At 72.7% G+C, this 12,647-nt stretch carries 9 protein-coding genes; all 9 read right to left on the reverse strand.

The genetic code is table 11. From position 1 onward, the window contains the following. Window positions 1-23: 23 nt before the first annotated feature. Window positions 24-998, reverse strand: coding sequence for a sortase (locus ACWCP0_RS21180; protein ID WP_451080346.1), 975 nt, complete (start codon window positions 996-998; stop codon window positions 24-26). Next, window positions 995-1,237: a hypothetical protein gene (locus ACWCP0_RS21185; RefSeq protein WP_451080347.1), complete on the reverse strand. Its 243-nt coding sequence runs from the start codon at window positions 1,235-1,237 to the stop codon at window positions 995-997. The genes ACWCP0_RS21180 and ACWCP0_RS21185 overlap by 4 nt, the downstream gene beginning before the upstream one ends. 20 nt (window positions 1,238-1,257) lie before the next feature. After that, a complete protein-coding gene (locus ACWCP0_RS21190) occupies window positions 1,258-2,130 on the reverse strand; it encodes a hypothetical protein (RefSeq protein ID WP_451080348.1) in 873 nt (290 codons plus the stop codon). Window positions 2,131-2,203: 73 nt separating this feature from the next. After that, entirely contained in the window at window positions 2,204-4,090 is a 1,887-nt protein-coding gene (locus tag ACWCP0_RS21195) for a WxL protein peptidoglycan domain-containing protein (protein WP_451080349.1), read from the reverse strand. Between the two features lie 124 nt (window positions 4,091-4,214). Then, window positions 4,215-5,789: an Ig-like domain repeat protein gene (locus tag ACWCP0_RS21200; RefSeq protein ID WP_451080350.1), complete on the reverse strand. Its 1,575-nt coding sequence runs from the start codon at window positions 5,787-5,789 to the stop codon at window positions 4,215-4,217. A 110-nt stretch (window positions 5,790-5,899) separates the two neighbouring features. Then, window positions 5,900-6,898, reverse strand: a complete 999-nt coding sequence (locus tag ACWCP0_RS21205; RefSeq protein ID WP_451080351.1) for a substrate-binding domain-containing protein — start codon at window positions 6,896-6,898, stop codon at window positions 5,900-5,902. A gap of 96 nt (window positions 6,899-6,994) precedes the next feature. Further along, on the reverse strand, window positions 6,995-9,547 hold the full coding sequence (locus ACWCP0_RS21210) for a hypothetical protein (RefSeq protein WP_451080352.1): 2,553 nt from the start codon (window positions 9,545-9,547) through the stop codon (window positions 6,995-6,997). After that, complete coding sequence (gene pstS / locus ACWCP0_RS21215; protein ID WP_451080353.1) at window positions 9,544-11,223, reverse strand: phosphate ABC transporter substrate-binding protein PstS; 1,680 nt, start codon at window positions 11,221-11,223, stop codon at window positions 9,544-9,546. The genes ACWCP0_RS21210 and pstS overlap by 4 nt, the downstream gene beginning before the upstream one ends. 134 nt (window positions 11,224-11,357) lie before the next feature. Beyond that, window positions 11,358-12,647, reverse strand: a complete 1,290-nt coding sequence (gene pstA / locus ACWCP0_RS21220; protein WP_451080354.1) for a phosphate ABC transporter permease PstA — start codon at window positions 12,645-12,647, stop codon at window positions 11,358-11,360.

Genomic DNA, 12,647 nt, shown 5'->3' on the forward strand with positions numbered 1-12,647 from the left:
AGTCCGGCAGAACTCGGTCACGGTCACAGCAGGTTGGGGAGGAGCAGGACCGCCTGGTCGGCGACGGCGAGGCCGAGTGCGCCGAGCAGGGGTACCCCGACCACCCAGGTGTGCGGCCGCCCCCAGCGGGCGTGTGCCCAGGCCAGGCCCGCGGCCGCAAGCACGAGGCCCTGCCCCCACAGCACCAGCGGCAGCCAGGCCGCCTGCTGTGTGGCCATCGCCGTCTCGTCCTCCGGCAGGGCGCCCGGCGGGAGGGCCGGCGCCGGTGTGGGCTGGACGTCGGAGACCAGGTCGGCGTCGAGCCGCAGGATGCCGCGGGGCATGAACGGGGTGCCGTCGGCCGTGATGAGGGTGAGCCGGCCGCCGCCCTCGGCGGGCGCGGGCGGCTGCGGGTCACCGGCGCGGCGCGGGCCGATGACCCGGTACGTGTGCTTGCCCTGGCCCGTGGTCACGGTGAATCTGTCCCCCGTGCTCAGTTCGCCGAGCCGGCCGAACGGCCCACCGTAGGCGGCCTGCCGGCCCATGACGACGCTGACTCCGGCCTGGCCGGGCAGGGGCGTGTCCCGGCGGTGGCCGGGCCCCCGTCCCAGGTCCTCCGCCGTGGTGCCCTCGCCGACGACTTCGCGCAGGCCGAGCGCGGGTATCTCCAGCAGCGCCACCGGATCCCCGGGCGCGGCCGCCGTGCCGCCGCCCTCGGAACGGCCGACCGGGGCCGTCCCGTTGGCCAGGGCGTTGCGGAAGTCCGCGTAGTCGACCTGCTGGTCGCGCGCGTGGCGCAGCTGGCCGACGAGACCGGCGTCGACGACGAACCCGAGCAGCAGCGCGGCCAGGATGCTCAGCGCCGCGCTTGCGACGCGCAGTCCGGGGCCGGCGGCCGGGCGCGGCGGGCGCGCCCGGCCGGGCGGCGGGAGCCACGGGTCGCCGGCGGGCCGGCCGCCCGCCGGAGGCGGCTGCTCTCCCTGTGCCGTGGTGTCGGCCACGGCGCCCGGTGCCGTCATCCGATCCTCCGCGCCGTGGAGGTGGCGGGGACGGCGGCGTGTCCGGCGCGCTTCGCCGTCACGGTGAGGGTGATCGGATGCCCCGGGGCGCCGCTGCTGTCCGTACCGGCGCCGGGCGTCACCTCCATCGTGCCGAGGGTGTCCGCTCGGGCGCCGCCGGTGCCGAGCGCGATCGCACCGGCGGCGAGCAGGGGCGCGAGTGCGACCGACAGGGGCCGACGCGCGGTGGGGAACTTCATGGTCGGTGTGTCTCCCCGGCTCAGACGTTGGGGGTGTCGGTGACGGGGAACTCCTCGCGCCGGCGTGCCCGGCGGACGACGGTGACACCCGCCGCGACGAGGGCGGCCGACACCGCGCCGAGCACGGTCGCGTCGGCGCCGGTGGCCGCGAGGGAGCCGTTGCCGCCGCCCGTACCGCCCGAGCCGCTCGAACCGCCGCTGACCTCGGTCGTGATGCCCTGGGAGCCGCCGTCCGGGGTCGCGGTGTCCGTCGGGCTCGCGGTGTCGGTCGGCGAGGCGGTGTCCGTCGGCGACGCGGTGTCCGTGGGGCTCGCGGTGTCGGTCGGCGAGGCGGTGTCCGTCGGCGACGCCGTGCCGGTCGGGGAGTTGGTGGTGGAGGGCGACGAGGAGGAAGGCGGCGTGGAGGGGCCGGCCGGGTCGGTGTCCCGGTACTCCGTGTCGGAGGTGAACCAGATCGGCGCGGTGAAGTCCCCGAGGCTGGTGCCGTTGAAGGCGGTGCGGCAGATCAGCGTGAAGTCGTAGCGGCCCTGCAGCGTGGTGAACCCGGCGAGGTTCGCGTAGTCCCGCATGGTGAAGGTCAGCGGCACCTTGATGCCGCCGCCCGGCGTGGTCCCGTACGTGGTGAGCGGCGAGTTGCTCACCACGTTCTGGCCCTCGGCCGGGAAGCCCGAGCCCTTCACCGTGACCATGAGGTTGGTCGCCGTCTCCGGGCAGACGGCCGACGTGGTCAGCTCCATCAGGCTGACGTCCGTTCCGGTGTGCGGGGCCACCTCCATCGAACCGGCGGGCTCGGCATGCGCGGCGCCCGCGGCGAACAGCGCGGCCGCGCAGGACACCGCCGCCAGCGAGCCGATGACGACGGCGGCCGGCCTGGTGATCAATGTGCTCGGCATGGTGGGTCTCTCCTCAGCAGTGGATGCACGACATGAGTGCGTGGGGTGGGTGTGGTGGGGGTGCGGGGCGTGGTCAGTCGTCCGTGGCGGACGGGGCGGCGGCGCGAGCCCGGCGGCCGCGCGCCCAGTGGGCGGCACCCGCGACGAGCGAGAGGAGGGCGACCGCGAAACCGGCCACCGACCAGGCGGCGAACGAGGTGCCGGAGTTCCGGGGATCCGCGTCGCCGGCAGCGGCGGCGGGCGCACCGGCACCGTTCGCGGGGGCGGTGGGCATCACGGAGGCCGCGTCGCCCGCGCCCGCCGCGCTCCCCGGTGCAGCTCCCTGCGTTCCTGCGCCCGTACCGCCCCCCGACGCGGTCGGCGGTACGGGCTGTCCGGACCGCCCGGGCGCCTTCTCGCCCTGGGCGGTGCCCTCCACGGCCGCGACGGACGTCCCGTCCCGGTACGCGTTCTTCGCGGTGAACCGCAGGGATCCGGTGAAGTCCCGCAGGCTCGTCAGGTCGAAGGGGCCCTTCAGACAGCTGACCGTGAAGGTGTAGGTGCCGCGCAGCGCCGTGAACCCGGCCCTGCTGGCGTAGTCCCGCATCGTGAAGGTCAGGGGGATCGCGAGACCGCCGCCCGGCGCCTGCGGATACGTGGCGAGGGGCGCGTTGCCGACGACGATCTGGCCGCCGCGCGGGAATCCCGCTCCGGTGACGCGGGCGATGACGTTGGTGGTCTTCGCGGGGCAGGGTCCGGCGGCGGTGAGGGTGATCGGCTCGGCGTCGCTTCCCCGCGCGGGGGTGACGGCCAGTGCCCCGTTCTCCGCCGCCCGTGCGCCGGCCGGGGTGCCGGCCACGATCGCCGCGGCGGCCAGCACGACCGCCGCCAGGCCGGCGGCCGACGAGGCGAGGCCCTGGGTCGCGGCGGCTTCGGTGCGGCGCTGCCCGGAGGGGCCCCGCGTCGGTCCGCGGCGCCGACGCCTTCGGACGAGGTTCAGCGTCAGGAGCACGGCGACGGCGCACAGCACGATCAGCAGCGTCCACGGCACGGCCGGAAACGCGGCGGTGCGGGTGACGCGCGGCAGCACGCGGTGCTTCACGTCGCCCCGTACGGGCTCGGGGTCGACGGTGACCGTGGTGGTGTCGCGCACGGTGGGGCGGACGCCCGTGGCCGAGGTGGTGATCTTCAGGGAGGCGCCGGGGAGCAGTTCGGTGATGCCGCGGACCTTCGCCACGTCGGCCTCGCCGCCGAGCGCGTCGCGCACGTGCACCGCCTGACGGGCCGCCAGCCGGACGTTCCCGATGTTGCGCACGGTGTACGTGACGGTCGCGCTGCCGGTCCCGAAGGGGTTCGTGGTGCCGTGGTAGGTGGTGTGCAGGTCCTCGACGGCGAGCTGGGAATTCAGTTCGCCGGAGAGCCGCAGATAGATCCGGGCGCCGACCCGCTGGTCGACCGAGACCTTGTTGCCCTTCTTGTCCGTACGCACCGCGGACAGCGACGCGACGATGCCCCCGGTGTGGTCCCCGGGGGTGGCGTTGCGGGGGACGGTCATCGTGAAGGGGACGATCACGTGGGAGCGGCGGGGCACGCTCAGGACGTTCCTGCCGAGCTTGACCCAGGCGCCGACATCGGTCGGCTTGTGGTCCGCCGCGAACAGGTCGAAGCCGCCGTCGGCCGTGGTGAAGGCGTCGCCCGCGTACACGCGGAGCGTGAGCGGCCTGTCGGAGTAGTTGAAGACGGCGATGTGGTCCTTGACGACGGCCCCCGGGGTCGCCCCGTACGAGAAGTTCGGCCGCGCGTCGGGCTTCTTGGCTGCGGAGGGCTGGACGCCGAACGTGGTGCGCCCCTGTCCGCCGTCGCTCTGCCGGGTGGCCGGGACCGGGGATGCGGCCGAGGCGGCTGCGGCAGTGGCCGGGAGGACGGCGATGAGGCCGGCGGCGAGCGCGGCGGCGATTCGGCGGGCTGAGGTGGTGATCATGTCGGGTCGTCCGATCGGGCGCGGAACGGCGGGAGCGGAGGTGTGACCGGGACGGGCATCGCTGCCCGTCCCGGTCGGGGCGGCACGACCTGGGGGTGGGGCCGCCCGGAACCATCCGACGGGGTCAGATGGCCGTCAGGGTGAGCGTGGCCGTGTAGGTGCCGGCCACGGTCGAGGTCGGCGCGTTGAGGGCGAGGTCCGCGCCGAGGTGGGCCGTGCCCAGACCGGCGCCCGTGGCGAGGGAACGGGAGGACTTGAGTCCGGCCGTGCCCGCGTCCGCGGGGTCGACACCGTTCGCCGCGGCGACCGCCGCGCCGGCCGTGACGGTCTGGGACGCACCCTTGTCGATCAGCTTCGGCGTCCAGCCGAGGTTCTGACCGTTGATCTTGTGCGTGCCGCCGTCGGAGAAGTCGGCCACCTGACCGCTGACGGACCAGCCGGGGTTGCCGGCGCGGGTGTCGGTCAGCGTGACCGCGTTGATGGCGCCCGTGGTGGCCAGCAGGTCGCCGTTGGCGTTGAGCTGCGGGGAGGGCAGGGTGACGTGCGGGTTGTCGACGCTGATGACCAGCGCACCGGCCTCGACGGTCGTGGTGATGTCCTGCGAGGCGGTGACACCGGCGAAGGCGCCGACGACGTACGCGACCGCGGCGGAGTCGGAGCCCAGGTGGGCGGCGGTGTTCGCCGGCACGAAGGTCGCCGAGAAGGAGTGGTCGCCGGGCGCCAGGCTGCTGGTCGTGAAGGTCGCCTGGCCGGCGGCGACGGGCACCGTGGCCAGCGTGGTGGTCGTACCGCCCGTGGTGTCCTGGAACTTGACCGAACCGGCCGCCGCCGCGGGCGCCACCGACGCGGTCATGGTGACCGGGCTGAACTGCGGGGCGGTGCCCGCGGGCGAGACGGCCAGCGCGGTGGTGGTCGGCGTCGCCGGGGCGGCGTTGACCTGGTACGAGACGGCGCTCGACGTGGACCCGTTGTAGGCGGCGCTCGACGGCGTGAAGGCGGCCGTCAGCGAGTGGGTGCCTGCGCCCAGGTTGCTCGTGGTGAGCTGGGCCTGGCCGCCGGAGACGGTCACCGGGCCGCCCAGTGCCGCGCCGTTGTCACGGAACTGCACGGTGCCCGCCGCGCCGGCCGGGCCGACGTTCGCGGTCAGCGTCACCGGGGTGCCCGCGGTGACCGGGGCGGCCGGGGAGACGGCGAGGGAGGTGGTGGTGTCGGTGACCGCGGAGGGGTCGGTGTTCTGGTACGTCGTGTTGGACGTGAACCAGACCGAGCCCGGGAAGTCCCCGAGGCTGGTGGGGTTGAAGGCCGTACGGCAGGTGACGAGGAAGGTGTACTTGCCCGTCAGGTTGGTGAAGCCGGCCGTGTTGGCGTAGTCACGCATCGTCTGGGTGAGCGGGATGACGAGCCCGCCCTCCGGGGTCGATGCGTACGTCGCGATCGGCGAGTTGCCGACCACGTTCTGGCCTGCGGCCGGGAAGCCCGAACCGGTCACCGTGACGATGACGTTGGTGGCGCTGTCGGGGCAGGGGCCCGACGTGGTCAGCGACATGCTGGAGGTGTCGGAGCCGGTCGCCGGGGTGACCTCGGCGGTACCGATTTCGGCGGCGTGCGCCGCGGGGGCCAGGAGCAGGCCGCCCGCCAGCACGGCCATCAGGCTCGCGAGGCCACCCGCCAGGCTCCGCGAGAGTGAGTTCTTCCACACAGTCGTGCTCTCCTTCTGGGAAGGATTCGGAAGTGGCATGAGCGTTGCGTCGGACATGGGGGGTTGGGGGTGCTTCGGAAGGCGGCCGGGAAGGGCGCGCCGCCGGAGCGTCAGGGGGTCTGCTTGCTGGTGTCGCCGCAGTTCGCGTTGGTCGCGAAGCCGTACGTGTTGATCACGCCCTGCTGCTGGCAGACGAGGGAGTTCGAGCCGACGAAGACCGTGCTCCACGGCGCCGTCCCGATCTTGCTGGTCGGGATGACGTTGTAGACGTCACGCTTCACACCGAAATTGCTGTTCAGAGTGTTCGGCGCGAAACCGTCGATGGTGCCGAGGATCGCGAGGCCGCGGAGGTCCGCGATCGTCTGCGAGGCCTGCGAGTTGTACTGCGCGATGGAGAACGGGACGATCGACTTGTCGTCGAGGACACGGCCGTCGTGCTCCTGGACGGGAGCGCCGCCCTTGGCGTCCTTGATGCAGGGGTAGACACCGGCGACCACGTCGGCCTCGGTGATGCCCATCGTGGACTGCCAGAAGCTGCGGGTGCCCGAGCCCGCCTGCGGCAGGTAGACCGTCAGGCTGTAGTTGGGGCCCTGGCCCACGTAGTTGGCGTCGCAGTGGTAGATCGCCTTGAGGTCGTTCAGGGTGAGCTTGCGCGGCACGGCGCTGGTGGGCGTGATCGCGTAGCTCACGGCGTCCACGGCGAACGGCACGTACGTCAGCCCGGGGTTCGCGGCGCCCAGGCTGAGGCTGGAGGACCGGGAGAAGTCGAGGCAGCCGTTGTTCGCCTGCAGGGAGTTCAGCAGGGCGGTGCGACCGGCGCCCGAGCCGTTCGGGCGGTTGATGGTGCAGCCCGGGGTGGTGGCGGGGTTCTTGGTGGTGATCTGGGCCGAGCCGGTGGCGTCGTACGAGCCGATGACCTTCTGGCCGCCGATGGTGATGGCGTTGGCCAGGCCGTTCATCACGTCCTGGGTGGTGTCGGAGCCGACACCGGAGAGCTGGCGGTAGGGCGGCGGCCCGGAGGGGTCGGCGACGGCCTGGCTCGCGCAGACGCTGCCGGTGAGCAGACCGGCTATGCCGACGGCGGCAATGGCTGTCTTTCGCTTGTTCACGTGCGTTACCTCTCGGATAGGCTTTCGCCGGGTGATGCCCGGCGCGTGTTCGGACAGTTCGTTGGCGCGGACCTGTCGGTGTTTCGGGTTCGGGCATCACCCCCCTTGCTTTCCTGAGGGCGTGGCCCCGGCACGCCGGGCCGCGATTCCCGCCGACAGCCGCGGCACCACCCGGGGAAGCAGGTGGCCGCCGGCCGCGGCGGCGAGCCCGACGACGAGGGCGATCAGAAGGGCGTAGCGCACCGCTCCGAGCGCCCAGGCCGGAGTGCGGAGGAGCGGTTCCCCGGAGGCGGCGGCGGGTGCGCCCGGTGAGGGCTTCCCCGAGGGCTGCGCGGCCGCCGCGGACGGGGACGCCACGGCGCCTCCGGCCGCGCCCGGCTGCCCGCCCGTCGTCCCGGTGCCGCCGCTCGTGTTCCCGCCGGCTGCCGTACCGCCGCCGGAGGAGTCCGGGCCCGCCGCTGAGCCGCCGGAGTCATCGCCGGGGGCGGGCGAGGCGCCCGCCCGGGACGCGATGGCATCGGCCGCGGCACGGGTCTGCGCGCGCAGGCTCTGCGGCAGCGGGGCATATCCCTCGGGGAGGGTTCCGGCCGCCACACCCGGCTGCTGGCCGGCGCCCGCCGCGTATTTCAGGAGCGCCGCGTAGTCCCGGCCCTCCTCCTTGGTGAGCCGCTCGGGCACGGTCGCGGCGTAGGAGAGGAGGGTGAGCGGGTAGGCGTCCCGGGCATTGGTCATCGGGTCGGGGCTCAGCACTCCGTCGACGCCGCTGGGCTTCATCGCCGTCTGGCCGGCGAGCAGTCCGGCCTCGTCCGGGCCGACGAAGCGGCCCGCGGCGTTCTGGAGCTTGGCCGTCACCAGCCCGTAGCGGCCGGCCGTCGCCGTGTCGGTCACGGCGAGGACCGCCCGCTGGCCCGCGGTCTGCGGCGGGGTCTTCTTGTAGCCGGGGGGCGTGCTGGTGCCGTCCCAGTTGGCCCGGGCCAGGGTGTCGCCGCGGGAGGCCGCTCGGGCGGCCGTGTGCATGTCGGAGGCGTACGGGTGCTTGTCCTGGATGCACAGGGGATGGTCCGGGTGGTCCGCGAACGGCTGGCAGAACGGGTCGCTCTTGGGGAAGTCGCTGATCGGCAGGTCGATGCCCCGGTAGTGCGGGTTGACCTTCATCCCCGAGAAGGCGGGGTCGCCGTGACGTCCCTCGTTGTCCGGGGTGCCGTCGAGGAACTCCCGGGCGGCCGGGTCCTGGTCGACCCAGTTCCACAGCTGCCCCGTCGCGTCGGACAGTTCCTCCGCCACCAGCGCGTCGCCGAGGCTGGAGCGGTACTCGAGGTCCTTGTAGGCGGGGTTGTGCTTGAGGAACTCCGGGTCGTACACCAGGTTGAAGGGGTTCTCCGCGGTGCTCGGCGCCAAGCGCGAGTTGCCGTCCTGGTAGGACTCGGTGAGCAGCTTGGCGACGAGCCGCGGGGTGAGGTTGAGGCTGGTCAGCCGTGCTCCGTTGCGTGCCTTGACCTCGGCGGGCGCGCTGGAGCGGGCCTGGCTCTCGACGAAGAAGCCGATGGTCAGCCCGGACAGCGCCACGGGCGCGTAGACGGGTTTCGGTCCCTCCGGAACCTGGTCGCCGGTGACCGGGCGGCCCAGGAACACCATGCCGGGCGCGTCGGAGACCAACTGGCCGCGGGCCGTTTCGTCGGTCACCTTCGCATAGCCGTAGATGGTCCGGCTGCCGGTCTGGCACAGGGCCGGCTGCCAGCGGATGACGGCCTCGGCGATGATCTCGTGCCCGAGTGCGCTCCGTTCGTCGGCGCCGATCGGGCAGAAGCTGCCGATCGGTTCGAAGCGCAACGGCACGACGAGGCGGTGCTGCCAGTTGCTCGCGCTGAGCGGCGACGACTGCAGCTGTCCGCTCGACTGGGCGCGGTACGAGCTGCCGTCGACCTCCGTCTCGCCGCGCGGCACGACCACCAGCCAGCAGGATCGTCCCTGCGACCCGTTCGAGGAGCCGGCCTGCACCTCGCCGCAGCCGAGACCCGGCGCCTCCAGCGCCGTCTGGGCCTCGAAGTACACCTCGCCCTTGCCGTCGGGGCCGCTGCGGGCGTGGGCGACTTCGTTCGTGGTGTTCACGTCGTAGAAGTCGTTCCAGTTCCCCTTCGTGCTCACATCGCCGGTGACGGACTTGAAGGGGACGTACGAGATGCCGGTCTCGCCCGCCGGGGGAAGCTGCTGGGCCGGGTCCTTGAGCCCGCCGTAGGTCAGCTGCCGGGTGTTGGTGAACGCGCCGGCGGAGTTGCCGAGCTCCTGTGCGGACGTGCCGCCGAACTGGCACTGCTCGGGGCTGGGTCCCGCGGCGTCGTCCCCCCAGCACTGCATGATCTGGAGGTAGTTGGCGGCGTAGTTGGTGTCCGGGACCGTGGGAGCGGCGCCCTGCCAGCTGATCTTCACGGCCTGGTTGACCAGGTTCCGCGTCTGGCCGACCGTCACCTTCACATTCGCGTAGGGGCCCTGTCCGGAGACGGTCACCGCGGATCCGTCCCCGGCTCCGGCCCGGTCTGCGGCGTCCGCCGGCCATGGCGCAGACGCCAGCACGGCGGTGCCGATCACGGAGAGCAGGACGAGGGCGACAGTGACCGAGGTCGCGAGGAAGCGGCGGAGCGCTGCGATCATGACCGGCCTCGCTTCAGCCGCCGGCCGATCAGCGGCGGTCCGACGGTGATCGCCACCATCAGCACGCCCGCCACCGCCATGAGCGCGGTCCGCGTGCCGCCGCCGATGCCCCTGGAGGTCGTGACCGGTACGGCGAAAGCATCGCCGCTGCCGCCGGCCGCCCCGCCACCGTCCCCGATGACCTGGCCCGTGTCCGGGTCGATCGTGGCTCCACCGGGGCCGCCCGTGGCCCCGCCGCTGCCGGTGCCGGTCGTCGTACCGCCCGTGCCCTTGCCGCCCGCGCCGGCGGTCGCACCTCCCGAGCCGGTGCTGCCGCCGTTCGTGCCGCCCTGGGCGGAGCCCGACGAACTGCCGCCGGAGCCCGAGCCCGAGCCCGAGCCGTTGACGGTGGTCGGGGTCTTGGCGCCGCCCGTGCCGGTGGAGCACTGCGTCGGGCCCTTGAAGTCACAGGCGGGCGGGTAGGGCGCGGTCTTGGCCAGCGTGTTGGTGCCGTCGCTGGAGAAGGTGGGGTTGTGGCAGTTCTTGATGTTGATGTTCTCGGGGTTCACGCCGGGGATCTTGCGGACCTGCTGGAGCCCGGCCTCCACGAGGTTGATGGGGAGCGGTGAGTAGCCGAGACGGTCGACCCGCTGCTGCCCCTGGCAGAGGAAGTAGTACGCGAAGGCCCCGAGGGTCTTGCCCTTCTGGGCGTTGAAGTTGGACTCCAGCTTGGTCGGGATGATCATGTAGCTGTAGCTCGACAGCGGATAGGACCGCTTGTCGGTGTCGTTGTAGACGCCCTCGAGCTTCTGCGTCAGATACTCCGGCGAGGAGGGGTTCTCCTCGATCCTCGCCTTCGTGAGCGCCACCGCCACGTTCTTGGCGGTCGGTTCGGTGTAGTACCCGGCCTCGTTGAGCACCTTGGCCACCGGGAAGTGGGTGGTGTACACCGCGAAGGAGTACTCGACGTAGGTGATGGTGCCGACGTTGCCCCTCTGGGCGACGTAGCCGGACACTCCGTTCGAGCCCGACTGGCCGACGAAGCCGCTGCCCGGAACGATCGGGAAGTTCGACGTCTCCCCGCACGGAGTCTGGCGGCCCGCCCTGCGGCAGTAGTCGTCCCACAGGGATCTGTGCTTCACGCTCAGCCACTTGGTGAACTGCGCGCTGGTGCCGGAGCCGTCGGAGCGCACCACGGGCACGACCCGGCGGGCTGGCAGCGCCGAGGCGAGCGCCGGGTTGTCGGCCTTGATCGCCGGGTCGTTCCAGGTCTTGATCTGCCCGGTGAAGATCTTGGCGACGACCTCTCCGGACAGCCGGAGGTTGGTCACCCGCCGGTTGCCGATCATGAGGTTGTACATGAACGAGGTTCCGCCGGCCACGATCGGCATGTAGGCGTACTTGCGGGACGGCGGCGAGTCGACGACGCCCGAGTCCTTGATGCCGTACGGGATCTCGGAGACGCCGTAGTCCACGGTGCCGTTCCGGAACTGGTTACGGCCGTCGGACGACCCGGTGGGGTTGTAGTTGACCGTCATGCCGTACTGCTTGACGTTGGCCTTCCACTGATCGAGGGCGTTCTGGCTCCAGGTGGATCCGGCACCCGAGATCGGGACGTAGGTGGCGGCGACGGCGGGCTCGGCGCCCGGCATCGCGACGCCGAGCAGGAGGGCGGCCACGAGAGCGAAGGCGGTCACGACTCTCGGGAGGAGGCGTGCTGTCGTTGCCGGAGGCGATCCGGGCATGGCTGGTGACTCCTGGTCGGTGTGGTCTGGTCGGTACGGGGCGGTGCACGGCGGTGCGGGTGCGGGACGCGTTGCGCGGCGTCCGGTCACTCCGGGGGCCGGACGGAGGCGTCGGACGGGCCGGGCGGTGGGGCGGCCGTTGCCGGGAAGCCCCCGGGCGCCCCGGCTGCCTGCGTCCTGAGCCGGGCGCGCCGGGCCATGCGCTCGGCGTCGCGGCGCGAGGCCACCACCCGCCGGTGCTGCTGGTTGCGGCTCAGCTCGCCGGGACCGCGACCGCCGATCACGCGGGCCACCACGAACAGCATCAGCACGATGACCATCAGCAGGGCGGCGGAGCCGAACCCGCGGGCGATCAGGCTGGGCTGGGGGGACCCGACGAGTCCGAACGTGGCCAGCGGCAACGAGACCTGCGGGCCGCTGAACGGATTGGCGTTCAGGCCCGTCGCGAGGCCGGAGGTGAGCAGCACCGGTGAGGTCTCGCCGATCCCCCGGGCGGTGCCCAGGATCACCGCGGTGGTGAGCCCGGAGCGCGCGGTGGGCAGCACCACGGTCCACACCGTGCGCCACTGGGAGGCGCCCAGGGCGTACGACGCCTCGCGCAGCGAGCCGGGCACCAGCCGGATCACCACGTCGGCGGCCCGGATGACGATGGGGAGCATCATCACGCTGATCGCCAGCGCGGCGGCGAACCCGGACTTGTCGACGCCGAGGATGAGGATGACCGTGGCGTAGATGAAGAGTCCGGCCACGATCGACGGCAGCGCGGTCATCGCCTCGACGATGGTCCGTACGAACCGGGCGTATCTGCCGGGCACTTCGTTGAGGAACACCGCGCACGCCAGTCCGAGCGGCACGGTGATCACCAGCGCGATGGCGATCTGCTCCAGCGTGCCCACGATCGCGTGGACGACACCGCCCTGGCTGAGCGGCTGCAGCGGACCGGTGCTCGACATGTCCTCCACGAAGAAGTTGAGGTGCACCAGGGCGGGCCGGCCGCGCCACAGGGTGTAGCCCACCACCAGGACCAGCGCCGCCAGCAGGACCAGAGCGAGGCTCAGCCACAGCACCGCCGCGACCTTGTCGCGTACGGTCACGCCGCTCTCGTCGAAGGAGACCAGCGCCGCGTACAGGCCGAGGAAGAGGACGTACGCGAGGACCACGAAGCCCAGGACCGAGTCGAACGGAGCGATCCAGACGAAGAGGAGAACCGTCAGCGCCAGCGAGCCCACGGCCGCGCCGGCCAGGGCGAGGAGGTCCGATGCATGCAGGGTCGAGGTGTTCCTGCGGACTTCGGGGGACGCGTCCTCGGGTGCGCCGACCGCCGGCCGCACGGTCGCCGGCGGCTGCACGGGCGCGTCCTTCATGAGTTCGGTCAT

The sequence above is a fragment of the Streptomyces sp. NPDC001970 genome (assembly GCF_053594115.1).